The following is a 22,333-nucleotide window of genomic DNA, read 5'->3' on the forward strand; positions in this document are numbered from 1 at the left end:
GAGACCTGTGGAACGGGGGCAGGTGCGGACGGCGCTGTCGCATTCTGGGGCCAGAGGGGGGCTGAGGGGCAATGGCCGCGCGCCAACTCTCTGCCTCGTTTGCGGAGTTTATACGACATGTGTTCACGCAGTGTTTCGGCTAGCTGTCCCGCCTATTGCCGACAAGGCGCTTACCGGTCCCGCTGACATGGCATTCATGCCGGTTGCGCGCGAACGTTCCGCGCTGACCTCGGAGGTTACCGGAAGGGGGCTCGGCTGGAAAGCATCGGTTATTCGGGAGGGGCAAAGTCGAGGGGGAATGTGCGCGCGGGGAGTTGCCAGGTGAATGTGCCGAAGCTCCCTTCGGCCAAACCGGCGCGCGCTCCGCGCCACTCGCGCCCCCACCGGCGTTATGGATCACGCTGTCTGGGCATCATCGACCGTACACACGCGTCCGGGTGCCCCGGGCCAGGCCCACTCGAGGAGGGACGCTTCGATGGGGGAGAAGGTCGTGGCGGGCGGATTCGACCTGTCCGATCGCCAGCGGTATCGAAGGAAGCTTCACGAGTGCCTGGAGGGACTGGAGCGACTTCTGGCGGAGAAGAGGTTCGATCGCCCGAAGAACATGATGGGACTGGAGATCGAGCTGAATCTCGCGGGTGCCGACGGTTTGCCGAGAATGGTGAATGCGCAGGTACTGGAGCGGATTGCGAGTCCTGATTTCCAGACCGAACTCGGCATGTTCAACCTGGAGGTGAACGTCCTTCCCCACCGGCTCGGCGGCCGGGTATTCGACCAGCTCGCCGAGGAACTCAGCGCGGGGCTCGGCTACGCGCACCGGCAGGCCGCGGAGATCGACGCCGGGGTGGTGATGATCGGCATCCTTCCGACGATCTCCCGCGAGGACCTGGTCACCGCCAACCTCTCGGCGGTCGACCGCTACTCGCTGCTCAACGAGCAGATCCTGATGATGCGCGGGGAGGACTTCACCCTCGACATCGAGGGTGTGGAGCGGCTGGAGTGGACCTCCGGGTCGATCGTGCCGGAGGCCGCCTGCACCTCCGTACAGCTGCACCTCCAGGTGACCCCCGCACGCTTCGCGGACGTGTGGAACGCCGCGCAGGCCGTGACGGCCGTGCAGATAGCCGTCGGCGCCAACTCGCCCTTCCTGTTCGGGCGCGAGCTGTGGCGGGAGTCGCGGCCGCCGCTGTTCACGCAGGCCACCGACACCCGGCCGCCCGAGCTCCAGGCCCAGGGGGTGCGCCCGCGCACCTGGTTCGGGGAGCGCTGGGTGGACTCCGCGTACGAGCTCTTCGCGGAGAACGTCCGCTACTTCCCCTCCCTCCTGCCGATCTGCGACGAGGAGGAGCCGCTGCGGGTCCTCGCCGAGGGCGGGGTGCCGGCGCTCCAGGAGCTGGTGCTGCACAACGGCACCGTCTACCGGTGGAACCGGCCCGTGTACGGGGTCGCCGACGGGGTGCCGCACCTGCGGGTGGAGAACCGGGTGCTGCCGGCCGGACCCACGGTCGCCGACGTCGTCGCCAACGCCGCCTTCTACTACGGGCTCGTACGGACCCTCGCCGACGAGCCGCGCCCGGTGTGGACCCGGCTGCCGTTCGCCGAGGCGGAGGCCAACTTCGACGCCGCCTGCCGGTACGGGATCGACGCGCGGCTGCGGTGGCCGCGCCGTGGCCGGGGCGGCGGGCTGGCCGGCGTGTCCGCGGTGCGGCTGGTACTGGACGAGCTGCTGCCGATGGCGGCGGCCGGGCTGGACGCCTGGGGCATCGAGCCCGCGGACCGCGACCGCTACCTCGGGATCATCGAGGAGCGCTGCCGGCGGCGGGTGAACGGGGCGACCTGGCAGGTGGACACCTACCACCGGGCCCTGGCCTCCGGGCTGACCCGGGAGGAGGCGCTGGCCGCGACCACCCGGCGCTACAGCGAGCTGATGCACAAGGGCGACCCGGTGCACACCTGGCCCGTGGGCCTGGGCACACCCCCCGAGGAGGAGGTGGTGATCCCGGCGCAGCGCGGGGTCTGAGCCGCCGCCCGTCCCGCCGTTCCGCCGCGATGATCCCCTTGGCCCGCCGAGGAGGCAGTATGGGGAGGTCGGAAACGGAATCCCGCCGTGCGATCGCGCGGCGGGACGGCGGGAACGGGAGTCGGGCGTGCGCACGGAGCCGGAGCCGGTGGTCGTGGAGCTGGGCGGGGACGGGCCGCGTCCCGGAAGGGCGCTCCTGCGCACCGAGACGCTGCTCGTGCTGGCGCTGTCGCTGGGCGCGAGCGGGGTCTCGGCGCTCATCAGCTTCATCGGCTCGCTCACCAAGCCCGGCGGGCTCAAGGACCAGGCCGCCACGCTCAACGCCTCCCACGCCCCCGGCCGGCCCTGGCTGGACCTGGCCTGGCAGCTGTTCGGCATCGGCACCGCGCTGGTCCCCGTCCTGCTGGTGGCGCACCTTTTGACCCGCGAGGGGGCGCCGGGGCTGCGGGTGCTGGGCTTCGACCGCACCCGGCTGCTGGGGGACCTCGGGCGCGGTGCCCTGGTGGCCGCCGGGATCGGGAGCGCCGGGCTGGTCTTCTACCTGGGCGCCCGGGCCTCCGGGGCCAACCTCACGGTGGTGCCGGAGGCGCTGCCCGACGTGTGGTGGAAGTTCCCCGTGCTGATTCTCTCCGCGGTGCAGAACTCCGTGGTGGAGGAGGTCATCGTGCTGGCCTACCTGCTGCGCCGGCTCGACCAGCTGGGCTGGTCGCCGATGGCCGCGCTGCTGGCCAGCTCCGTGCTGCGCGGCTCGTACCACCTCTACCAGGGCATCGGCGGCTTCATCGGCAACGTCGTGATGGGCGTCGTGTTCGTGCTGGCCTACCGCCGCTGGGGCCGGGTGGGGCCGCTCGTCGTCGCGCACGCGCTGCTCGACATCGTGGCCTTCGGCGGGTACGCGCTGCTCGCCGGCAAGGTGGGCTGGCTGCCGACGCCGTGACGGCCGGGCCGGCCCGGCCTGCGGGGGTCACGGGGAGGTGAGCAGTTCCCCGTCGAGGACGGTGACCGCGTGTCCCGTCAGCAGGGTGCGCTCGCCCGCCAGGGTCACCCGTACGAGACCCTTGCGGGCGCCGCCCTGGAGGCCGGTCAGTTCGGTACGGCCCAGGCGCTCGGCCCAGAACGGGGCCAGCGCGGTGTGGGCGCTGCCGGTGACCGGGTCCTCGTCGATCCCGAAGGCGGGGAAGAACCCGCGGGAGACGAAGTCGTACCCGAGGGAGGGATCCTCGGCGGGCGCGGTGACGATCACCCCGCGCCGGGCGAAGGCGCGCAGGGCGGCGTGGTCCGGCGCCAGTTCGCGGACGGTCTTCTCGTCCGCCAGCTCGACGAGGAGGTCGCCGATGTGGTCGGCGGTGTCGTGCACCGAGAGGATCGGGGCGCCGCCGAGCGCGTGGTCGACGGCGACCGGAGGCGCGACCGGGGTCAGGGTGGACGTCGGGAAGTCCATGGTGATGGTGCCGTCCCCGGCGGCCTCGGCCGTGAGGATGCCGCACCGCGCGCTGAAGCGGATCCGGCCGGTGGCGAGGCCGCAGGTCGCGAGGACGTGGGCGGTGGCGAGCGTCGCGTGGCCGCACATGTCGACCTCGGCCGCGGGGGTGAACCAGCGCAGCGCCCAGTCGGCGTCCCCGCCGGGCGGCAGGGGGTGTGCGAAGGCGGTCTCGGAGAGGTTGACCTCGGAGGCGACCTGCTGGAGCCAGGCGTCCGGGGGGAACTCGCCGTCGAGGAGCAGGACTCCGGCGGGGTTCCCGTGGAAGGGGCGGTCGGTGAAGGCGTCGACGATTCGGATGCGCATCCCCCGACCGTAGGGCCGTTCCTCGATCACCGACAAAGGCCAATCCGGGGTGACTGGCCTTGTTCCGCGCTGTTCGCTGAAGAAGTTTCCGATATATCGTTGACGCATCGCGATGGATCAACGATAGTGGAGACATCGGACAACCGATGAAGCAGGGACAACGTGACGAAAGGAGCGCGGTCATGCGTTCACACGGACAGCACGGACATGAGCACGGACGGGGACACGGCCACTGCGGGCCCGATCGTCGGGAGGAGTTCAAGGGGCGCCGGGCCGCCTTCGGCCCGTTCGGGCCCGGTTTCGGCGGCGGCCCCTTCGGCGGGCGCGGGGGCCGCGGCGGACCGCGCGGCCGGGCCCGGCGGGGTGACGTGCGCGCCTCGATCCTGGCGCTGCTCGCCGACCGGCCGATGCACGGCTACGAGATGATCCAGGAGATCGGCGAGCGCAGCGGCGGGGCGTGGAAGCCCAGCCCGGGGTCGGTCTACCCGACCCTCCAGCTGCTCGAGGACGAGGGGCTCATCACCAGCGCGAGCGAGGGCGGCAAGAAGCTGTTCACGCTCACCGACACGGGCCGCACCGAGGCCGAGTCGGGCCCGGAGGCCCCCTGGGCCGACGCCGGGCGCGGCCTGGACTTCGAGGCGATGCACGAGATCCGCTCGGCCGGTGTCGGTCTGTGGGAGGCGTTCGGGCAGGTCTTCAAGACCGGCTCGCCCGAGCAGCGCGAGAAGGCCCTCGCGGTCATCAACGACGCCCGCAAGAAGCTCTACCTGATCCTGGCCGACGAGCACTGAGTGCGCGGCGGCCACCGGCAGCCGGCAGCGCGCCCCGCGCATCGTGCGCGGGGCGCGCTGTCGTGCGTACGCGAGTCTCCGGGGCGGGCGTCAGGCGACCAGGCCGGCCAGCTTGCGGAGGGATTCGTTCAGCGCGGCGGTGGCCGAGTCCTTGAGCTTGCCCGCCATCAGGGAGACGGCGGCGCCGGTGAACTCGCCGTCGATGCGGACGGTGGTGGCCCCGCCGTCCGGGGTCAGGGTGTACCGGGTCAGGACGGCCACGCCCATCGGGCCCTTCCCGGTGATGGCGAAGACCCGCTCGTCCTCCAGCTCCGAGACGGTCCACACGACCTCGGCGGGGAAGCCCATCATCTTCATGTTCTCCGCGAAGGTGGAGCCGACCGCGAGGGTCTCCGGGCCGCCCTTCGGGAAATTGGTGTGGGTCATGCTCCACTGGCCGTACGCGTCCCAGTCCGTCAGCTGGGACCAGACCTTCGCGGCGGACGCCTCGATGCGTGATTCCGCGGTGACTTCGGCCATGCGACCACCCCTTCTCGTCGGGTACGTGCGGCGGAACGTAGCCCCGGCGGGCGGAACATTCAATACTGACGACCAGTCAGATATCCCGGGGCGGAGTCCCGCGGTGTCGAGTGCGTCTCAACAGGTGTCATGCCTGTGACGGTACTGACCGGCCCTGTCATGATGGCCCGATGCAAGCGACAGGCAAGAACGCCGGACTGGGCCTCGCCCTGGTTTCGGCGTGCGCGTTCGGCGGTTCGGGAGTGGCGGCGAAGCCGCTGATCGAGGCGGGTCTGGACCCCCTCCACATGGTCTGGCTCAGGGTGGCCGGGGCGGCGCTCGTGCTGTCCCCGCTGGCCTGGCGCCACCGCGACCTCGTGCTGCGCAAGCCCGCCCTGATCGCGGGCTTCGGCCTGGTCGCCGTCGCCGGCGTGCAGGCCTTCTACTTCGCTTCCCTGTCCCGGATCCCCGTGGGCGTGGCCCTCCTGCTGGAGTACCTCGGGCCGGCGCTGCTGCTGGGCTGGATCCGCTTCGTGCAGCGCAAGCCCGTCACCCGGGGCGCCGCGGCGGGCGCCGCCGTGGCCGTCGTCGGCCTCGCCTGCGTGGTGGAGATCTGGGCCGGGCTGAGCCTGGACCTGCTCGGGGTGCTGTTCGGGCTCGCCGCGGCCTGCTGCCAGGCCTTCTACTTCGTCTTCGCCGACCAGGGCACCGACGGGGACGACGTGCCCGACCCGCTCGGCGTGATCGCGTACGGCATGATCATCGGCGCCCTGGTGATGACGGTGATCGCCCGGCCGTGGGAGATCGACTGGCAGGTGCTGGAGGGCCAGGCCTCCGTGGGCGGGACGATGCTGCCCGCGCCGGTGCTGCTCGGCTGGGTGGTGCTGGTCGCCACCGTCTTCGCCTACCTGACCGGCGTGGTCTCGGTGCGCAGGCTGTCCCCGCAGGTCGCGGGCGTGGTGGCCTGTCTGGAGGCGGTCGTCGCCACCGTGCTCGCCTGGGTCCTGCTCGGCGAGCACCTCTCGACCTGGCAGATCGCCGGCGGCGGGCTGGTCCTGGGCGGCGCCTTCATCGCGCAGTCCTCGCGGCCGACCCCGCCGGCCGCGGCGGATCCGGCCGTTCTGGACCACGAGACCACGGCCGCATAGGGTGGCGGGCATGCCGTCGACCGTGCTTCCGCCTCCCGCCGCCTAGCGCGGGCGGCCACTCTGCGAATCCACCCGGCCCGGGAGTTCCCGGGCGGGTGCGCGCTGCCCGCGAAGCGATGACCTGCCTCTTTCATCCTTCACGCATGCGCGGAGACTTCACGTGTCGAACCTTTCGCCCGCTGCCGGGCGCAGTCTGCTGTACCTCGTCGTCGCCGGAGCCGCCTGGGGCACCGCGGGGGCGGCCGCCTCCCTCCTCTTCCTCGCCAGTGACCTCGGCCCGCTCGCCCTGACCTTCTGGCGGTGCGCCGGCGGGTTCGTGGTGCTGCTGGGGGTGCTCGCCGTACGCCGGCCCCGCCCGGCGCCGGGGCGGGTGCGGCCTTCCGTGGGCTCCCTGGTGGCGACCGGGCTGATGTTCACGCTCTTCCAGGCCGCGTACTTCGCCGCCGTGCGCGAGACCGGCCTCGCGGTCGGCACCGTGGTCACCCTCGGGGCCGGGCCCGTGCTCATCGCCCTCGGGGCGCGGTACTGGATGGGCGAGCGGCTCGGGCGCGGCGGAGCGGCCGCCGTCGCGGGGGCGCTCGGCGGCCTGGCCGTGCTGGTCCTGGGCAGCGGGGGCGGTGAGGTGCGCCCGCTCGGTGTCGGCTGGGCGCTGCTGTCGGCCGCCGGATACGCGGCGATGACGCTGCGGGCCCGCTGGCTCGGACAGCGTGGCGCGGGCGGGGATCCCCTGGTCACCGCCGCGTGGTCGGTGGGGGTGGGCGCGCTGTGCCTGCTGCCGCTCGGCGCCGTCGAAGGGCTGCTGCCGCACACCGCCGAGGTCGGGCGGGTGCTCTGGCTGCTGGTGTACGTCGCGACCGTGCCGACGGCGCTGGCGTACGCGCTCTACTTCACCGGAGCCGCGGCCGTACGGGCCGCGACCGTCTCCGTGATCATGCTGATCGAGCCGGTGAGCGCGGCGGCCATCGCCGTCCTGCTGCTCGGGGAGCGGCTGACCGGCGCGGTGGTGCTGGGCACCGTACTGCTGCTGGCGGCGGTGGGGGCGCTGATCGCGGCCGAGGCGCGCAGGCCCGCGGACGGGCCGGCCGGTGATCCGGCGGGCCCGTCGGCCGTCGTGGCGCGGAGTCCTCAGAGCGCGGCGAGGTAACCCGGGGTGGCGATGCCGGGGGCCAGGTCCGCGGCGGGTACGGGGGCCCCGTACGCCGGCGCGACCGGGACCACGCCCGCCCAGTGGGGCAGGTCCATGTCCTCGGCGTCGTCGTTCGGCCCGCCGGTACGGATCTTCGCGGACACCTCGGTCAGGTCCAGGCGGATCACCGCCGTGGCCGCGAGCTCCTTGGCGTTGGCGGGCCGGGAGTCCGCGGAGCGACCCGGGACGACGTGGTCGACCAGGGCGTCGAGTGCCATCCGGCGCTCCGCCTCGTCGGTGACCTGGTAGGCGGTGCCGTGGACGACCACCGAGCGGTAGTTGATCGAGTGGTGGAAGGCCGAGCGGGCCAGCACCAGGCCGTCGACGTGGGTCACCGTCACGCACACCGCCAGGCCCGGGTCGGCCTTTCCGGCCGCGAGGAGGGGGCGGGAGCCGGTGGAGCCGTGGATGTAGAGGGCCTCGCCGACCCGCCCGTAGAGGGTGGGCAGGACCACCGGCGCGCCGTCGCGGATGAAGCCGAGGTGGCAGACGTAGGCCTGGTCGAGTATCGAGTGCACCGTCTCGCGGTCGTAGTGCGCCCGCTGGGGGGAACGCGTGGGGACCGTGCGGTCGGTGGGCGCGTACGCGTCGGTGACAGGCGTGGCGGTCATGCTGCGCTCTCCATTGCATTAGTGCATAATGTTCTTTGTGCTAGGAGACTATACAATCACAGGGCGGCGCGCATCCGAGATCGCGGCGAGCGTCGAAGCGGGTGTCGGCTCGGGGGCGCTCGCGCCGGGAGCGCTGCTGCCGCCGATGCGGGAGCTGGCCGGTGAGCTGGGCGTGAATCCCAACACGGTGGCGGCCGCGTACCGGACGCTGCGCGAGCGCGGGGTCATCGAGACCGACGGGCGGCGCGGCAGCCGGGTGCGGGCGCGGCCGGCGAGCGCGCCGCGGGACGCCGCGCGGATGGCGGTGCCGGCGGGCGTACGGGACATCACCGCGGGCAATCCCGATGTGGCGCTGCTGCCTCCGCTCGACGGGGCACTGGCGGCAGCCGCCCGGCGGTACGCGGCGGCGCCGACGCTCTACGGGGAGGACCCCGTCGTCCCCGAACTGGCGCGACTGGCCCGGGCCGATCTGGATGCCGAGGGGGTGCCGGGCGGGCCGATCGCGGTGACCTCGGGAGCGCTCGACGGGATCGAGCGGGTGCTGGCCGCCCACCTGAAGCCGGGGGACGCCGTCGCGGTCGAGGATCCTGGGTGGGGCAACGTGCTCGACCTGATGCCGGCGCTCGGACTGCGCATGCTGCCGGTGGCGGTGGACGACGACGGCCCGAAGACCGAGGCGGTGGCGCGGGCGCTGGCGGCCGGGGCGCGGGCACTGCTGGTGACCGCCCGCGCGCAGAACCCCACCGGGGCGGCGGTGGGTGCGCGGCGGGCGGCGGAGTTGCGGGCACTGCTGGCGGAACACCCCGGGGTCCTGGTCATCGACGACGACCACGGCCACGGGATCGTCGACCTGCAACTGCACCCGCTGGCCGGGGTGACGCGGCACTGGGCGCTGATCCGGTCCGTGGCGAAGGCGTACGGCCCGGACCTGCGGCTGGCCGTGCTCACCGGAGACCCAGTGACGCTGGACCGGGTGCGCGGGCGGCAGCGGCTGGGCCCCGGGTGGGTGAGCCGGCTGCTCCAGTACGCGGTGGTGGAGCTGTGGACTTCGGGAGCGGTGGACCGGGCGGTGGTGGCCCGCTCGTACGGGGAACGCCGCGACGGGCTGGTCGCTGCGCTGCGGGAGCGGGGTGTGGCGGCCCACGGGCGGAGCGGGCTGAACGTGTGGGTGCCGGTGGCCGATGAGACGGGGGCCGTGACCAGGCTCCTGGCCGCGGGCTGGGCGGTCTCGGCCGGAGCCCGGTTCCGGCTGGAGGCCCCGCCGGGGGTGCGCCTGTCGGTGTCGCTGCTGACGGCGGCCGATCTGCCGAGGCTGGCGGATGCCGTGGCCGACGCGGTCCGGCCGGGCGCGCCGGGGGTCCGCTACGACTGACCCCCCCGGGGGGCGCGGCCGGAGCCGGGGCGTCAGCCGGCCAGTTCCACGAGCGCTACCAGGAGGAGCAGGGCGCAGGCCAGGCAGACGGCCGCGCCGAGGAAGCGGAAGACGCCGGCCGTCACGGTCCGTTCGGGCGCGTCGAGGTGGCCCCGGCTGTGCCTGCGCAGCTCGGCGTTGGCCTCGCCCCGGCGCGCGAGGGCGGTCGCCGAGTTCCGCACGTCCAGCGCGAGCGCGCCGCCGAGGATCAGGCCGGTCAGGCTCAGGACCAGTAGGAAAATGCCGGTGTTCATATGGTGCCCCCCGGGCGTCGCAGTGATCGCCCGGACCGTAGCAGACGTCAGGCGGGGCGCCGCGGGCCGCGGCGGGTTTGGGTGAGGGCCGCGCCCGTCAGGACGATCGCGGCGCCGAGCGGGGTGTTCCAGTGGAGTTGTTCGCCGAGGACCAGGACGCCCGCCGTGGTGGCGATGACCGGGATGAAGTACGTGACCATCTGGGCGGTGGTCGGGCCGATCTCCGACACCAGGCCGTACTGCATCTGCAGGGCCATGCCGGTGCCGAGCGCGCCCAGGGCGATCACCGACAGGGTCGGCCAGAGGGGGAAGGAGGTCGGCGCGGCCGTGAACAGGCCGCTGACCAGCGTGAGCTGGAGCGTGGAGACGAGCAGCTGGCCGCCGGTCAGGGCCACCGGGGAGCCGGGGGTGCCGGCCAGCGTGCGCCGGACGTAGATCCAGCCGACGGGGTAGCAGAGCGAGGCCAGCAGGGCGAACGCGGTGCCCTTGGCGTCGACCCCGGAGAAGCCCTGCCAGGCGCCGAGGACCGTGAGCACGCCGAGGAAGCCCAGCCCCAGGCCCACGAAGCGGCGGCGCGTGGGCCGGTCCTCCGACAGGGCGACCAGGGAGAGCGCCATGCCCCAGAGCGGCGAGGTGGCGTTGCAGATGCCGGCCAGGCTGGAGGGGATGCTCAGCTCCGCGTACGCGAACAGGGAGAAGGGGGCGGTGTTGAGCAGGAGCGCCGCCACGGAGAGGTGGCCCCACGTCCGCAGGCCCCGGGGGAGCGGCTCGCGGCGGACCAGCAGGACGGCCAGGAGGGCGAGCGCGCCGAACAGGACCCGGCCCAGGGCCACCTGGAACGGCGCGTAGGCCTCGGTGCCCACCTTGATCAGCAGGAAGCTGAAGCCCCAGATGACCGAGAGGATCGCGAAGCGGACGCGCCAGTCGAGGAGGACGCCCCGGCGGGCGGTCTTCACGGCGGGTGGGGCGGGAGTGGAGAGGGTGGGGCGGCGGCGGGTGGTCGGTGCGCTCATGTGACTTACTGTGCTCGTATCAACTTCGTAGGACAAGCGAGACTTCCTGTGGGTGACGGCGTAGCATCGCTTACATGTTGAACCTGGAGCGCCTGCGCACCCTCGACGCCCTCGCCCGCCACGGCTCGGTCAGCGGGGCTGCCGACGGACTCCACGTCACCACCTCCGCCGTGTCCCAGCAGATGGCCAAGCTGGAGCGGGAGGTCGGCCAGCCCCTGCTGGCCAAGAACGGGCGCGGGGTCCGGCTCACCGACGCCGGGCGGCTGCTCGCCGATCACGCGGCGCGGATCATCTCCCAGGTGGAGCTCGCCCAGGCCGACGTGGAGGCCCAGCGCGGCTGCGCCGTCGGCGAGCTGCGCATCGGCGCCTTCCCGACCGCCATGCGCGGACTGCTGCCCCAGGCCCTGTCCGCCCTGCGCGACGGCCACCCGGAACTGCGGCCGCTGGTGCGCGAGCAGGAGCCCGAGGAGAGCATGGCCGCCGTGGTGCGCGGGGACCTCGACCTGGCGCTGGCCATCGACTGGCACAACAAGCGCATGCCGGTGCCCGCCGAACTCACCCGGACCCATCTGCTGGACGACTCCGTCGACATCGCGGTCCCGGTCGGCCACCGGCTGGCCGACCGGACCGGGATCTCCCTCGCGGACTTCGCCGACGACGACTGGATCTCCTGGAACGAGGGGCAGTTCTGCCACGAGTGGCTCGTCTTCACCCTCCGCGGTACCGGGATCGAGCCGCGCATCGCCCACATCGCCGAGGAGCACCACACCCAGCTGGCCTTCGTGGAGGCCGGGCTCGGGGTGTGCGTGGCGCCGAAGCTGGGCCGCGGCCCGGTGCCGGCCGGGGTCCGGCTGCTGCCGGTCTGCGACTCCGTACGCCGCCACGTGTACGCCGTCTGGCGTGCGGACGCCGACCGCAGGCCCTCGATCCGGGCCGCCGTCGAGTCGCTGCGGCAGGCCGCCGCCGCGCTCTGAGCCCTACAGCTTGCGGAAGTCCCACGAGACGATCGACTCGGGGGTGAGGCGGATCCAGGCGTGCCGCCCGTCGTGCGGCATCTCCTCCATGCCGAAGTTCTTGACCGGGAAGATCCGCTCCGCTTCGGCCAGTTCCGGGCAGGGCTCGCCGGTGCGCGGGGCCTCGCCCACGAAGACGGCGCTGCCGGACAGCTCCACGCCGCGCAGTTCGTCGTAGGACTCGCCGGAGTCGACGACCACCGAGATGCGCGGGTCCTTGCGCAGGTCGGACCAGCGCCGGCTGCGCGTGATCGAGTACAGCCACAGCGAGGTGCCGTCCCAGGCGAACCACAGGGCGCCCACGTGCGGGCGGCCGTCGGCGGAGACCGTGGCCACCCGGCAGGTCCGCTGCTCGCGCAGGAAGGCGTCCAGCTCCTCGTCGGTCATCATGATCCGGCGGCCCCGCCGCTGTCCCCGGTCCGAGCGTGTCGAGTCCTGCCGTGCTCCGGTCATCCGTCCCGCACCCCTTCACATCTGACTGTGTGTCAGGAATCATGCGGGCTCTTCCGTCGTCACGCCAGGGGGAGCCATGCAGGATCTCGATCCCGCCACCACCGCGCTGCTCACCGTCGAGTGCCAGAACGGCGTCGTGGGCGAGGAGAGCGCCCTGCCCGAGCTCGCGAAGGAGGCCCGGGAATCCGGGATGCTGGAGCGGGTCGCGGCCCTGGTGGAGGCCGCGCGCGGGGCCGGGGTGCAAGTGCTGCACGCCGTGGCCGAGCGGCGGCCCGACGGGCTCGGGGCGAACGACAACGCGCGGCTGTTCCGGGCCGCCGGGAAGCTGCCCGTGCGCCAGCTGACCGGCAGCAGCGCGGTGGAGGTCGCGCCCCCCATCACCGTGGCCGAGCGGGACCTCGTCGTCCGCCGGCTCCACGGGCTCTCCCCGATGGCCGGCACCGATCTGGACGCCCTGCTGCGCAACCTCGGAGTCCGCACCCTCGTCGTCACCGGGGTCTCCTCCAACATCGCCATCCCGAACACCGTCTTCGACGCCGTGAACCTCGGCTACCGGGTCGTGGTCCCGGCCGACGCGATCGCCGGCGTGCCCGCCTCCTGCACCGCCGAGGTGATCCGCAACTCCCTCGCGCTGGTCGCGGCCGTCACCACCGCCGAAGCGCTGCTCGCACAGTGGGCTCCCGCGCCCTGACCCCCGTACCCCGGGGACCGGACATACGCCCGGCGCCGTCGGGTAGGCGCCGCGCATGGACACGTACCGCATGACTCCCGAGGTCGCGGCGGCCGGACCCGGGCCGCTGCTGGCCGCAGTCGAACGCCTCGAACAGTGGCCCGGGGCCGACGTCCTGATCGGACGGATCCGCACGGCCGTACGGGCGGTGCCGCTCGGGCCGGCCCGCGACCTCCTCCACGGCCGACCGCTGGGCCACCCCGTCCACCCCCTGCTCGTCCAGGTCCCCATCGGCACCTGGCTCTCGGCCGCCGTACTGGACCTGCTTCCGGGCCGGCACGACGGCGCGCACGTCCTGATCGGCGCCGGGCTGGCCGCGGCGGCACCTGCCGCATGGGCCGGGTGGGCGGACTGGGCGGAGCTGCCGCCCGAGCAGGCCCGCACGGGTCTGCTCCACGCCCTCGGCAACACCGCCGGGATAGCGCTCTACGCGAGCTCCCTCCTCGCCCGCAGGCACGGCCGCATCCGGCGGGGCAAGGCGCTGGCGATGGCCGGACTCACCGCGGTCGGCGCGGCCGGCGCGCTCGGGGGCCACCTGGCCTTCCGCCAGGCCGCCGGCGCGAACCACGCCGAGGACGTCCCGCACCTCGTGCAGGACGGCTGGCACCGCGTCGGGCCGCTGGCCGGCTTCCCCGTCGGCCGGCCGGGGCGTGCCCGCGTCGACGGCGTGGACGTGCTCGTCGTACGCGAGAGCGAGGAAACCGTCCGGATCCTGGCCGAACGCTGCGCCCACATGGGCGGGCCCCTGTCGGAGGGGGAGGTCTCGGAGGGCTGCGTACGGTGCCCCTGGCACGGCAGTGTCTTCCGCCTCTCGGACGGATGGAACGTCGAGGGCCCGGCCACCTCCCCCCAGCCGGCTTTCGACACGCGCATCGTCGACGGCAACGTCGAGGCCCGGCTGCGCCACCTGCACCAGCCCCGTACCCGCTCCGGACGGCAGGCCGCGTGAGGATGCGCGCAGCAGGACTCACCCGGCCGCGGCGGGACCGCGGGGGGAGAGGTGGTAGACCGCGAAGGCCCGGTCGATGACCGGCATGGCGACGTTGCGCACGGCGATCCCGCCCGCGGTCATGCCGTGCTCGGTGCCGAGGTGCGCGTGGCCGTGGACGGCGAGGTCGGCTCCCTCCTCGTCCATCGCCTCCGCCAGCAGGTAGCTGCCGAGGAAGGGAAAGATCTCCAGGGGCTCGCCCGCGAGGGTGTCCGGCACGGGCGAGAAGTGGGTGAGGGCGATCCGCAGCGCGCTGCGCTCCTCCTGCAGGGTCCGCAGGGCCCGGCCCAGGCCCTCGGCGCAGGAACGGGTGTAGCGGATGAACGCCTTCATCTCCGGCTCGCCGAACTCGCTGCCGCTGCGCCCGGCGAAGCCCCCGCAGAAGCCCTTCGTGCCGGCGACCCCCAGCCTGGTGCCGTCGAGGTCGAGGAGCACGCCTTCGCCCTCCAGCACGTGCACGCCGGCCGCGCGGAGCTCGTCGGTGACGGCCTGCTGCTGGTCGGTCTGGTAGTCGTGGTTCCCGAGGACCGCGACGACGGGAACGGGCAGGCCGACCACCTCCGCGGCCACCACGCGGGCTTCTTCCGGGGTGCCGTGCCGGGTCAGGTCGCCGGCGAGGAGCAGTACGTCGGCGCAGTCGCCCAGGGTGTCGAAGGCGGGCCGCAGCATGCCGGCGCTGTCCGGGCCGAGGTGGATGTCCCCGACGGCGGCCACGCGGATCATGACAGGTCCTCGGAGTGGTCGGGCGGCCCGGCCCGGCTGACCGTGAGGTCGTCGTACCAGCTCAGACCCGCGAGTTCCTCCCCGACGACCCGCAGGACGGCCGCACGGCACCTCTCGTCGGGGACGCGGCCCCGGACCACGGCCATGAGACCGTGCGTCTCGACCCGTACGCCCAGTTCGGCGGTGTCCTCGCGGGCCAGCCGGTCGCGCAGGTGCTCGATGCGGTACTCGATGATCCCGGTGGAGGTCATGGTTCCTCCTGCGTTCCCTCCGGGCGGACGATGACGCGGAGCTTTTCGAGCAGGTAGAGGAACGCGTCGGACAGCGGGGCCGCCCGGTGGTCCCGGTCCAGCCGCTCCCAGTCGATCTGTTCGCGCAGCATGCGGGCCATGGGCAGCAGCTCCCCGAAGTCGCAGTAGTGCTCGCACAGCGCCGCGAGCCTGCTGTCCATCAGGTCGGTGGGCGCGAGGACCGGCATCCACACCGAGTCCACCGCCTTGACGCTCGCCCGCTCCAGGAGCTCCGTACTGACCGGGCGCCGGGCGAGTTCGAAGATCAGGTCGATCTCCTCCCCGCCCGAGCGGCCCTTGACCAGCCAGTCCTCCGGGGCCCGGCGCATGGAGATGCCGCCGACCTCCAGGGCCTTGATCGCCGCGTCGGCGTCCTCGGGCCGCACGCAGAAATCGGTGTCGTGCTGGAAGCGGGCCGGCAGGCCGTGGGCGAAGGCGGCGACGCTGCCGGCGAGGGCGAAAGGCTGTCCGGAGCGCTTCAGCAACGCTGCCACGTGCTTGGTCGTCTCCAGGATCGCCTGGGTGTGGTCCTTCGGCAACGGGCCCTCTTCCACCGGCACCGGGGCCCTCAGGCCTTCCGGCGGGACGATGCCCCCCAGGGGGCGGGTGGTTTGCGGGGTCACGGAGCGCCTCGATGGTTGACGTCGGCGGTGCCACGTCGCTACTGGGCCACCTACCCGTCCGGGCCCGTTGAAACCCTTGGGACGTGACGAGTGCGAGGGGAGGCGGCGAACGGCACCGAGCCGGGAAAAGCAGTGGATCATGCAGGGGGATCGCCAGCTAGCCTGGGCAAATGCTCACAGAAGTGATCGCGACCCGCTACGTCACGCCCCTGCGTGAAGGCGGCTCGCTCCCGGGGCTCGTCGAAGCCGACGACCTCGGTACCTACGTCATGAAGTTCACCGGAGCCGGCCAGGGCCGCAAGACCCTCGTCGCCGAAGTCATCTGCGGGCGCCTCGCCCAGCGGCTGGGCCTGCGGGTCCCGCGGCTGGTGCAGATGCAGCTCGACCCCGTCATCGGGCTCGGCGAGCCCGACCAGGAGGTGCAGGAGCTGCTCAAGGCCAGCGGCGGGCTCAACCTCGGCATGGACTTCCTGCCCGGCTCGATCGGCTTCGACCCGCTCGCCTACCGGGTGGACCCGGTCGAGGCGGGGCGCGTGGTCTGGTTCGACGCCCTGATCAACAACGTGGACCGGTCCTGGCGCAACCCCAACATGCTGGTCTGGCACGGGGACGTCTGGCTCATCGACCACGGCGCCACGATGATCTGGCACCACAACTGGCCCACCGCCGCGGCCGCGGCGGCCAAGCCGTACAACGCCTCCGATCACGTACTGGCCCCCGTGGGCCCGGACATCGCGGCCGCGGCGGCCGCGCTCGCGCCGCTGGTGACCGAGGAGCTCCTCACCGAGGTCGCGGCCGACGTCCCCGACGAGTGGCTCGTCGACGAACCCGGCTTCGACTCCACCGACGCGCTGCGGCGCGCCTACGTGGAGGCGCTGCTGCCGCGCGCGGCCACGATCCACGAGAGGATCACCATGGAGGCCGAGGTCAAGGAGCGGTCCGGTCCGCCGGGCTGGCTCGCCGAGCGCCTCCCTCCCCAGTCGGACAAGAACAAGCAGAAGAGCGGCAACGAGTGACCGAGCGGGACGTGTTCGAGTACGCGCTGGTGCGTGTGGTGCCCCGGATGGAGCGCGGTGAGTGTTTCAACGCCGGCGTGATCGTCTACTGCCGGGCGCGTTCGTACGTGGCGGCGCGCACCCACCTCGACGAGGCGAAGCTCCTCGCGCTGGATCCCGGGGCCGACGTGGCCGGGGTACGGGCGGCGCTGCGCGGCGTCGAGGGTGTGTGCGCGGGCGGCGAGTCCGCCGGGCAGGCTGCGGGGGACGACGCGGGACGGCGGTTCCGGTGGCTGATCGCCCCGCGGAGCACCGTCGTACAGCCGGGGCCGGTGCACACCGGCCTGACGGCCGATCCCGTCGTGGAGGTGGAGCGGCTGCTGGACCTGTTGGTCCGCTGACCGGGGTCCGGCCGGTGGGCGTTGACACCGGGTGCCAGGGATCCTAGCGTCTCCTCAGCTGAAGCTACTAAGCGGTTGCTCACCTCTGGGCGGCCGCCTCTCAAGGGCGAGGAGATCCAGCATGTCCACCACCGAGCAGCGCGTCGCGATCGTGACCGGGGCGGCCCGGGGCATCGGCGCGGCCACCGCCGTACGCCTGGCCGCCGAGGGCCGGGCCGTCGCCGTACTCGACCTCGACGAGGCCGCCTGCAAGGACACCGTGGAGGCGATCACCGCGGCCGGCGGCAGGGCACTCGCCGTCGGCTGCGACGTCTCCGACGGCGCGCAGGTGGAGGCCGCCGTCGCGCGCGTCGCGAGCGAGCTCGGCGCCCCGACCATCCTGGTCAACAACGCGGGCGTGCTGCGCGACAACCTGCTCTTCAAGATGAGCGAGACCGACTGGGACACCGTCATGAACGTGCACCTGCGCGGCGCGTTCCTGATGTCGAAGGCCTGTCAGAAGCACATGGTGGAAGCCAAGTTCGGCCGCATCGTGAACCTCTCCAGCAGCTCGGCGCTCGGCAACCGCGGCCAGGTCAACTACTCCGCCGCCAAGGCCGGTCTGCAGGGCTTCACCAAGACCCTGGCCATCGAGCTGGGCAAGTTCGGCGTGACCGCCAACGCCGTGGCCCCCGGCTTCATCGTCACCGAGATGACCGCCCAGACCGCCGCCCGCGTCGGCATGGGCTTCGAGGACTTCCAGGCCGCAGCCGCCACCCAGATCCCCGTCCAGCGGGTGGGCCGCCCGGACGACATCGCCAACGCCATCGCCTTCTTCACGGGCGACGCCGCCGGCTTCGTCTCCGGCCAGGTCATGTACGTGGCCGGCGGCCCGCTCAACTGACGAGCTCACGAAAGGCAGGGCGTACGGCCATGACGGACAGCAAGGAAAACGGCGTCGACAGCGGCAGGGTCGCGCTGATCACGGGGGCGAGCCGGGGCATCGGCTACGGCATCGCCGAGGCGCTGGTCGCCCGCGGCGACCGGCTCTGCATCACCGGGCGCAACGAGGAGGCCCTCAAGGAGGCCGTCGAGCGGCTCGGCTCGGACCGGGTGATCGGGGTCGCGGGCAAGGCGCACGACGAGGAGCACCAGGCGCTCGCCGTCGAGCGGACGATGGAGGCCTTCGGCCGCGTCGACTTCCTGATCAACAACGCCGGTACCAATCCGGTCTTCGGTCCGATCGCGGACCTGGACCTCGGGGTCGCGCGCAAGGTCTTCGAGACCAACGTGATCTCGGCGCTCGGCTTCGCGCAGCGGACCTGGCACGCCTGGCAGAAGGAGAACGGCGGGGCGATCGTGAACATCGCCTCGATCGCCGGCGTCTCCGCTTCGCCCTTCATCGGCGCGTACGGGATGAGCAAGGCCGCCATGGTCAACCTCACCCTCCAGCTCGCCCACGAGATGGCCCCCGGGGTCCGGGTCAACGCGATCGCCCCCGCGGTGGTCAAGACGAAGTTCGCGCAGGCGCTCTACGAGGGCCGGGAGCAGGAGGCCTCGGCCGCCTACCCGCTCGGCCGGCTCGGGCTTCCGGAGGACATCGGCGGGGCCGCCGCCTTCCTCACATCCTCACAAGCGGAATGGATTACCGGTCAAACGCTCGTTATTGACGGGGGAATGTTCCTCAATGCCGGAGTCCACTGACCGATAAACGGACGCATTGGCCTCCGATAGGGGGGTAAATGTGTACCGAATGTGCACGGAACCGGTCAAGTGCCCCGCGAAACCAACCCCTTGGATTCGTGGGGCACTGCGGTAGGGTCTGCCGCACCCCTGGCTGATCGAGGAGCGTGCACGTGTTCAACCGGACCAGATGCCTGCAGATCACTGCGGCCCTTGCGTCCATATCCCTGCTCGCCGGTTGCGGCATGCTCTCGGACGACAGCGCAGACGACGCCAAGCCCGTCATCGTCGGCACGACGAGTGCCCCGAGCACCCTCGATCCCGCGGCGGCATGGGACGGCTCCTGGGAGCTGTACCGGAACGTCTACCAGACGCTCCTGGCCTTCCCCACGGGCTCGACCAAGCCCCAGCCGGACGCCGCCCAGAGCTGCGAGTTCACGGACTCCGCGAGCCAGGCCTACCGATGTACCCTCCGCAAGGGCCTGAAGTTCTCCAACGGGGAGCCGCTCGACTCCAAGGCGGTCAAGCACTCCCTGGACCGGATCAAGACCATCGGCTCCATGACCGGCCCGAAGGACCTCTTCGGCAGCCTGGAGAAGATCGAGACCCCCGACCCGCTGACGGTCGTCTTCATGCTGAACACCTCGGACGCCACCTTCCCGTACGTCCTCGGCTCGCCCGCCGCCTCGCTGGTCGCGCCCAAGGAGTACCCGGCGAACAAGCTGCGCGAGGACGGCAAGGTCACCGGCTCCGGCCCGTACGTCGTCGACTCGTACAAGGAGGGCTCCGAGGCCGTCCTGACCCGCAACGACAGCTACACGGGCTTCGCCAACCGCCGCAACAACGCGGTCACGATCCGCTACTTCGCCGACTCCCAGAAGATGGTCTCCGCGCTCAAGGCGAAGGAGATCGACGCCACCTACCGAGGCCTGTCGGCCGCGGAAGTGCGGGACCTGCAGACCCCCGAGGCGCACGCGCTCGGCGTGCAGGTCGTCGAGAACGTCGGCGCCGAGATCCGCTACCTGGTCTTCAACCCCAAGGACCCGGCGGTCAGCAAGCTCCCGGTCCGCCAGGCCATCGCGCAGACCGTCGACCGCGGCGCGCTCGTCTCCAAGGTCTACCAGGGCACTGCCGAGCCGCTGTACTCGATGGTCCCGAAGGGGGTCGTCGGCCACAAGACGCCCTACTACGACAAGTACGGCCACGCGGACGTCAAGAAGGCCCAGAAGATCCTCAAGGACGCCGGGGTCGCCACGCCCGTCGACCTGACCTTCTGGTACACCACGGACCGCTACGGCTCCTCCACGGCCGACGAGTTCACCGAGCTCAAGCGCCAGCTCGACGAGAGCGGGCTCTTCCGGATCACGCTGCGCAGCCAGCCCTGGAAGGCATTCCAGGACGGCTACAAGCGCCAGGAGTACCCGGTCTTCGGCCGCGGCTGGTTCCCCGACTTCCCGGACCCGGACAACTTCATCGCGCCGTTCGTCGGCAAGGAGAACGCGGTCGGCACCCCCTACGAGCAGCCCCAGATCCTGACCGAGCTGCTGCCCAAGTCCCGCCGCGAGGGCGACCGGTCGGCCGGTGTGCACGAGTTCGAGCAGGCGCAGCAGATCTTCGCCGAGGACGTCCGGCTGCTGCCGCTGTGGCAGGGCAAGCTGTACGTCGCCGCGCGCGAGGACATCGCGGGCGCCGAGCGGGCGCTCGACCCGCAGACCGCCATGCAGATGTGGGAGCTGTACCGCAAGACCAGTTGGTAGCGGCCGCGGCGTTGTCAGTGGCCACCGGTAGGTTCTTCAGCAGTTGAACGGAACTTGTACCGGAGGTTGTCGCCGTGACCCAGATGCTGCCCGAGTCCTGGCTCCCCGTCCTCGGCGGGGAGCTGGACCAGCCCTACTTCAGGGAACTCACCGAGTTCGTCGAGAAGGAGCGGGCGAACGGGCCGGTCTACCCGCCCCACGAGCAGGTCTTCGCCGCCCTGGAGGCCACCCCCTTCGACCGCGTGAAGGTGCTGGTCCTCGGCCAGGACCCCTACCACGGCGCCGGCCAGGGCCACGGCCTGTGCTTCTCCGTGCGGCCCGGGGTCAAGACCCCGCCCTCGCTGCGCAACATCTACAAGGAGATGAAGGAGGAGCTGGACCTCCCCGTCCCGGACAACGGGTACCTGATGCCGTGGGCCGAGCAGGGCGTCCTGCTGCTCAACGCGGTGCTCACCGTCCGCGAGGCCGAGCCCAACTCGCACAAGGGCAAGGGCTGGGAGAAGTTCACCGACGCGGTGATCCGCGCGGTGTCCGAGCGGCCCGATCCCGCCGTCTTCGTGCTCTGGGGGGCCTACGCCCAGAAGAAGATCCCGCTCATCGACGAGGAGCGGCACGTGATCGTCAAGGGCGCCCACCCCTCGCCGCTCTCGGCCAAGAAGTTCTTCGGCTCCCGGCCCTTCACGCAGATCAACGAGGCCATCGCCGCCCAGGGCCATGAGCCGATCGACTGGCGCATCCCGGACCTCGGCTGACGAAGCCCCGCGCCTCGGCGCCAATGCCGGCGCCTCCGGCTAGCTTCTTGACGATCAGACCGGAGCAGGTCTGGCAGGAGCAAGCCGGAGGCCGCCGTGACGGAGCAGCAGGAGGCGTCTGAGGACGCCGTCATGACCAGGATCGGCCAGGCGGTCATCCTGCTGCACGCGGGCGACCGCGAGGAAGCCCGCAACCGGCTCGGGGAGATCTGGTCCGAGATCGGCGAGGAGGGCGACTCCCTCCACCGGTGCACCCTCGCCCACTACATGGCCGACGCCCAGGACGACCCAGCCGACGAGCTGGCCTGGGACCTGAGGGCGCTGACCGCCGCCGAGGCACTGGAGGACGGGCCCGGGCCCGGCCCCGCGATGCGGGTGTTCTACCCGGCCCTGCACCTGAGCCTGGCCGCCGACTACCTCAAACTCCAGCGGCCGGACGCGGCGCGCATCCACCTGGCACGGGCCCGCGCGGCCACCGGCGCCCTGTCCGACGACGGCTACGGGAACGGCGTGCGCGCCGCCATCGCCCGGCTCGAGCGGCGCCTGGCCGGGGAACCGGGCGGGGGGCCCCGGCCGTTTCCCGAACAGTCCCCGTGAACCCGTAGGCCCGTAGGCCCGTACGTGTGTGAGCCGTCGGGCCGGTCAGTCCCCCTCGACGCCCGCGCAGATGCGGGCCTCCGGGCTGTCCGGGTGCCAGCGCCCGTGCCGGCGGCCCAGCGCGCACACGTCGGCGGGCCGCACCGGCAGCTCCTTCACCAGCTCGCGCCCGGCCCCCGCGCCGGGCCCGCTCCCGTCGGAGCGGGCCGCCGGCCGGCCGGGAGCCGCCTCGGCGGGCTTCCGGGGCTCCGGGATGTCCGGAACCGGCGGCGCCGCCTTCCCGCGCCCGCCGGGGGCCTCCCGTACGGGACCCTCCGCGGACCCGTGCTCCGCGGCGGAGGCCGAGGCCGCGGGCGCGGGCCGGCCGGGCCGCTCCGGCACCGCCTCCAGGGCCTCCAGCGCGGGCGCCCGGACGACGACCGGAGCGGCTCCCGGCCCGCCGCGCGGCTCGTGGTGCGGCGGGACCCCGGAAGCGGGGGCCCCCGCCGGCTGCACGGGGCCGGGACTCACATTCACACAGCCGGAGACGGCCGAGACGGCGCAGGCGACTCCGAGCAGCAGCGTTGTCGTGGTTCGGGTTGGATGCACTCGCGCAACTCTGGCGGGCGAGGACCGCGTTGTGAAAACCCTG

General features: G+C 72.6%; 26 protein-coding genes. 16 read left to right on the plus strand and 10 right to left on the minus strand.

Features of this window, described 5'->3' with window-relative positions; all coding sequences use genetic code 11:
- The first annotated feature begins 475 nt into the window (after positions 1-475).
- Positions 476-2,020, plus strand: a complete 1,545-nt coding sequence (locus tag ACFTXQ_RS21635; protein WP_382643077.1) for a glutamate-cysteine ligase family protein — start codon at positions 476-478, stop codon at positions 2,018-2,020.
- A 127-nt stretch (positions 2,021-2,147) separates the two neighbouring features.
- Positions 2,148-2,957, plus strand: a complete 810-nt coding sequence (locus ACFTXQ_RS21640) for a CPBP family intramembrane glutamic endopeptidase (protein ID WP_382643079.1) — start codon at positions 2,148-2,150, stop codon at positions 2,955-2,957.
- A gap of 27 nt (positions 2,958-2,984) precedes the next feature.
- Here ACFTXQ_RS21640 and ACFTXQ_RS21645 read toward each other — a convergent pair whose 3' ends face one another.
- Positions 2,985-3,806, minus strand: coding sequence for a PhzF family phenazine biosynthesis protein (locus tag ACFTXQ_RS21645; RefSeq protein WP_382643081.1), 822 nt, complete (start codon positions 3,804-3,806; stop codon positions 2,985-2,987).
- 182 nt (positions 3,807-3,988) lie between these two features.
- Here ACFTXQ_RS21645 and ACFTXQ_RS21650 point away from each other — a divergent pair, with 182 nt between their 5' ends.
- A complete protein-coding gene (locus ACFTXQ_RS21650; RefSeq protein ID WP_382643083.1) occupies positions 3,989-4,597 on the plus strand; it encodes a PadR family transcriptional regulator in 609 nt (202 codons plus the stop codon).
- 90 nt (positions 4,598-4,687) lie between these two features.
- On the opposite strand, the gene ACFTXQ_RS21655 is transcribed toward ACFTXQ_RS21650, so the two are convergent.
- Complete coding sequence (locus tag ACFTXQ_RS21655) at positions 4,688-5,116, minus strand: SRPBCC family protein (RefSeq protein WP_382643085.1); 429 nt, start codon at positions 5,114-5,116, stop codon at positions 4,688-4,690.
- Positions 5,117-5,286: 170 nt separating this feature from the next.
- Between ACFTXQ_RS21655 and ACFTXQ_RS21660 the strand changes: the two genes are divergently transcribed.
- The gene (locus ACFTXQ_RS21660; protein ID WP_382643087.1) at positions 5,287-6,243 is read left to right on the plus strand and encodes a DMT family transporter; all 957 of its coding nucleotides are present in this window, start codon (positions 5,287-5,289) and stop codon (positions 6,241-6,243) included.
- A 160-nt stretch (positions 6,244-6,403) separates the two neighbouring features.
- Entirely contained in the window at positions 6,404-7,387 is a 984-nt protein-coding gene (locus tag ACFTXQ_RS21665) for a DMT family transporter (RefSeq protein WP_382643089.1), read from the plus strand.
- On the opposite strand, the gene ACFTXQ_RS21670 is transcribed toward ACFTXQ_RS21665, so the two are convergent.
- A complete protein-coding gene (locus ACFTXQ_RS21670; RefSeq protein WP_382643091.1) occupies positions 7,369-8,040 on the minus strand; it encodes a pyridoxamine 5'-phosphate oxidase family protein in 672 nt (223 codons plus the stop codon). The two genes, ACFTXQ_RS21665 and ACFTXQ_RS21670, sit on opposite strands and share 19 nt — an antisense overlap.
- Positions 8,041-8,077: 37 nt before the next feature.
- Here ACFTXQ_RS21670 and ACFTXQ_RS21675 point away from each other — a divergent pair, with 37 nt between their 5' ends.
- Positions 8,078-9,412: an aminotransferase class I/II-fold pyridoxal phosphate-dependent enzyme gene (locus tag ACFTXQ_RS21675; RefSeq protein WP_382643093.1), complete on the plus strand. Its 1,335-nt coding sequence runs from the start codon at positions 8,078-8,080 to the stop codon at positions 9,410-9,412.
- Positions 9,413-9,444: 32 nt separating this feature from the next.
- Here the strand turns inward: ACFTXQ_RS21675 and ACFTXQ_RS21680 are convergent, their stop codons facing one another.
- Together ACFTXQ_RS21680 and ACFTXQ_RS21685 are read right to left on the minus strand one after the other, a co-directional pair.
- Positions 9,445-9,705, minus strand: coding sequence for a hypothetical protein (locus ACFTXQ_RS21680; protein WP_382643095.1), 261 nt, complete (start codon positions 9,703-9,705; stop codon positions 9,445-9,447).
- 47 nt (positions 9,706-9,752) lie between these two features.
- Positions 9,753-10,718 (minus strand): DMT family transporter, encoded by a 966-nt coding sequence (locus ACFTXQ_RS21685; RefSeq protein ID WP_382643097.1) that lies wholly within the window; start codon positions 10,716-10,718, stop codon positions 9,753-9,755.
- A 74-nt stretch (positions 10,719-10,792) separates the two neighbouring features.
- Between ACFTXQ_RS21685 and ACFTXQ_RS21690 the strand changes: the two genes are divergently transcribed.
- Entirely contained in the window at positions 10,793-11,692 is a 900-nt protein-coding gene (locus ACFTXQ_RS21690; protein WP_382643099.1) for a LysR family transcriptional regulator, read from the plus strand.
- A 3-nt stretch (positions 11,693-11,695) separates the two neighbouring features.
- Here the strand turns inward: ACFTXQ_RS21690 and ACFTXQ_RS21695 are convergent, their stop codons facing one another.
- A complete protein-coding gene (locus ACFTXQ_RS21695) occupies positions 11,696-12,184 on the minus strand; it encodes a pyridoxamine 5'-phosphate oxidase family protein (protein WP_382643101.1) in 489 nt (162 codons plus the stop codon).
- A 76-nt stretch (positions 12,185-12,260) separates the two neighbouring features.
- Here ACFTXQ_RS21695 and ACFTXQ_RS21700 point away from each other — a divergent pair, with 76 nt between their 5' ends.
- Together ACFTXQ_RS21700 and ACFTXQ_RS21705 are read left to right on the plus strand one after the other, a co-directional pair.
- Positions 12,261-12,875, plus strand: a complete 615-nt coding sequence (locus ACFTXQ_RS21700) for a cysteine hydrolase (RefSeq protein WP_382643103.1) — start codon at positions 12,261-12,263, stop codon at positions 12,873-12,875.
- Positions 12,876-12,930: 55 nt separating this feature from the next.
- On the plus strand, positions 12,931-13,863 hold the full coding sequence (locus ACFTXQ_RS21705; RefSeq protein WP_382643105.1) for a Rieske 2Fe-2S domain-containing protein: 933 nt from the start codon (positions 12,931-12,933) through the stop codon (positions 13,861-13,863).
- An 18-nt stretch (positions 13,864-13,881) separates the two neighbouring features.
- Here the strand turns inward: ACFTXQ_RS21705 and ACFTXQ_RS21710 are convergent, their stop codons facing one another.
- The 3 genes from ACFTXQ_RS21710 to ACFTXQ_RS21720 are packed head-to-tail and all read right to left on the minus strand — an operon-like array spanning position 13,882 to position 15,454.
- Positions 13,882-14,625, minus strand: coding sequence for a metallophosphoesterase (locus tag ACFTXQ_RS21710; protein ID WP_382643107.1), 744 nt, complete (start codon positions 14,623-14,625; stop codon positions 13,882-13,884).
- Positions 14,622-14,876, minus strand: coding sequence for a hypothetical protein (locus ACFTXQ_RS21715; RefSeq protein ID WP_382643109.1), 255 nt, complete (start codon positions 14,874-14,876; stop codon positions 14,622-14,624). Before ACFTXQ_RS21715 ends, ACFTXQ_RS21710 begins: the two co-directional genes overlap by 4 nt.
- Positions 14,873-15,454 carry a nucleotidyltransferase family protein gene (locus ACFTXQ_RS21720; RefSeq protein ID WP_382643111.1) on the minus strand — a complete coding sequence of 194 codons (582 nt, stop codon included), beginning with the start codon at positions 15,452-15,454 and terminating at the stop codon, positions 14,873-14,875. Before ACFTXQ_RS21720 ends, ACFTXQ_RS21715 begins: the two co-directional genes overlap by 4 nt.
- A 254-nt stretch (positions 15,455-15,708) precedes the next feature.
- On the opposite strand from ACFTXQ_RS21720, the gene ACFTXQ_RS21725 reads away from it, so the two are divergent.
- The 7 genes from ACFTXQ_RS21725 (at position 15,709) to ACFTXQ_RS21755 (ending at position 21,702) form a co-directional block, all read left to right on the plus strand.
- Positions 15,709-16,554 carry a HipA family kinase gene (locus tag ACFTXQ_RS21725; RefSeq protein WP_382643113.1) on the plus strand — a complete coding sequence of 282 codons (846 nt, stop codon included), beginning with the start codon at positions 15,709-15,711 and terminating at the stop codon, positions 16,552-16,554.
- Positions 16,551-16,934 (plus strand): DUF3037 domain-containing protein, encoded by a 384-nt coding sequence (locus tag ACFTXQ_RS21730; protein WP_382643115.1) that lies wholly within the window; start codon positions 16,551-16,553, stop codon positions 16,932-16,934. Before ACFTXQ_RS21725 ends, ACFTXQ_RS21730 begins: the two co-directional genes overlap by 4 nt.
- 121 nt (positions 16,935-17,055) lie before the next feature.
- Positions 17,056-17,817 (plus strand): 3-oxoacyl-ACP reductase FabG, encoded by a 762-nt coding sequence (gene fabG / locus ACFTXQ_RS21735; protein WP_382643117.1) that lies wholly within the window; start codon positions 17,056-17,058, stop codon positions 17,815-17,817.
- A gap of 29 nt (positions 17,818-17,846) precedes the next feature.
- Positions 17,847-18,617, plus strand: coding sequence for an SDR family oxidoreductase (locus ACFTXQ_RS21740; protein ID WP_382643119.1), 771 nt, complete (start codon positions 17,847-17,849; stop codon positions 18,615-18,617).
- A 152-nt stretch (positions 18,618-18,769) separates the two neighbouring features.
- A complete protein-coding gene (locus ACFTXQ_RS21745; RefSeq protein WP_382643121.1) occupies positions 18,770-20,353 on the plus strand; it encodes an ABC transporter substrate-binding protein in 1,584 nt (527 codons plus the stop codon).
- A gap of 83 nt (positions 20,354-20,436) precedes the next feature.
- Complete coding sequence (locus tag ACFTXQ_RS21750; protein ID WP_382643237.1) at positions 20,437-21,105, plus strand: uracil-DNA glycosylase; 669 nt, start codon at positions 20,437-20,439, stop codon at positions 21,103-21,105.
- 96 nt (positions 21,106-21,201) lie between these two features.
- Entirely contained in the window at positions 21,202-21,702 is a 501-nt protein-coding gene (locus ACFTXQ_RS21755) for a hypothetical protein (protein ID WP_382643123.1), read from the plus strand.
- A 45-nt stretch (positions 21,703-21,747) separates the two neighbouring features.
- On the opposite strand, the gene ACFTXQ_RS21760 is transcribed toward ACFTXQ_RS21755, so the two are convergent.
- Positions 21,748-22,290, minus strand: coding sequence for a hypothetical protein (locus ACFTXQ_RS21760; protein WP_382643125.1), 543 nt, complete (start codon positions 22,288-22,290; stop codon positions 21,748-21,750).
- Positions 22,291-22,333: the final 43 nt, after the last annotated feature.

The sequence above is a fragment of the Streptomyces sp. NPDC057010 genome (assembly GCF_042673805.1).
In the GTDB taxonomy this organism is placed as follows: domain Bacteria; phylum Actinomycetota; class Actinomycetes; order Streptomycetales; family Streptomycetaceae; genus Streptomyces.

Coding starts and splice junctions, on each gene's coding strand:
- ACFTXQ_RS21635 (WP_382643077.1), top strand. CDS start 476: ATGGGGGAGAAGGTCGTGGCGGGCGGATTCGACCTGTCCGATCGCCAG.
- ACFTXQ_RS21645 (WP_382643081.1), bottom strand. CDS start 3,806: ATGCGCATCCGAATCGTCGACGCCTTCACCGACCGCCCCTTCCACGGG.
- ACFTXQ_RS21650 (WP_382643083.1), top strand. CDS start 3,989: ATGCGTTCACACGGACAGCACGGACATGAGCACGGACGGGGACACGGC.
- ACFTXQ_RS21655 (WP_382643085.1), bottom strand. CDS start 5,116: ATGGCCGAAGTCACCGCGGAATCACGCATCGAGGCGTCCGCCGCGAAG.
- ACFTXQ_RS21660 (WP_382643087.1), top strand. CDS start 5,287: ATGCAAGCGACAGGCAAGAACGCCGGACTGGGCCTCGCCCTGGTTTCG.
- ACFTXQ_RS21670 (WP_382643091.1), bottom strand. CDS start 8,040: ATGACCGCCACGCCTGTCACCGACGCGTACGCGCCCACCGACCGCACG.
- ACFTXQ_RS21680 (WP_382643095.1), bottom strand. CDS start 9,705: ATGAACACCGGCATTTTCCTACTGGTCCTGAGCCTGACCGGCCTGATC.
- ACFTXQ_RS21685 (WP_382643097.1), bottom strand. CDS start 10,718: ATGAGCGCACCGACCACCCGCCGCCGCCCCACCCTCTCCACTCCCGCC.
- ACFTXQ_RS21690 (WP_382643099.1), top strand. CDS start 10,793: ATGTTGAACCTGGAGCGCCTGCGCACCCTCGACGCCCTCGCCCGCCAC.
- ACFTXQ_RS21695 (WP_382643101.1), bottom strand. CDS start 12,184: ATGACCGGAGCACGGCAGGACTCGACACGCTCGGACCGGGGACAGCGG.
- ACFTXQ_RS21700 (WP_382643103.1), top strand. CDS start 12,261: ATGCAGGATCTCGATCCCGCCACCACCGCGCTGCTCACCGTCGAGTGC.
- ACFTXQ_RS21705 (WP_382643105.1), top strand. CDS start 12,931: ATGGACACGTACCGCATGACTCCCGAGGTCGCGGCGGCCGGACCCGGG.
- ACFTXQ_RS21710 (WP_382643107.1), bottom strand. CDS start 14,625: ATGATCCGCGTGGCCGCCGTCGGGGACATCCACCTCGGCCCGGACAGC.
- ACFTXQ_RS21715 (WP_382643109.1), bottom strand. CDS start 14,876: ATGACCTCCACCGGGATCATCGAGTACCGCATCGAGCACCTGCGCGAC.
- ACFTXQ_RS21725 (WP_382643113.1), top strand. CDS start 15,709: ATGCTCACAGAAGTGATCGCGACCCGCTACGTCACGCCCCTGCGTGAA.
- fabG (WP_382643117.1), top strand. CDS start 17,056: ATGTCCACCACCGAGCAGCGCGTCGCGATCGTGACCGGGGCGGCCCGG.
- ACFTXQ_RS21740 (WP_382643119.1), top strand. CDS start 17,847: ATGACGGACAGCAAGGAAAACGGCGTCGACAGCGGCAGGGTCGCGCTG.
- ACFTXQ_RS21750 (WP_382643237.1), top strand. CDS start 20,437: ATGCTGCCCGAGTCCTGGCTCCCCGTCCTCGGCGGGGAGCTGGACCAG.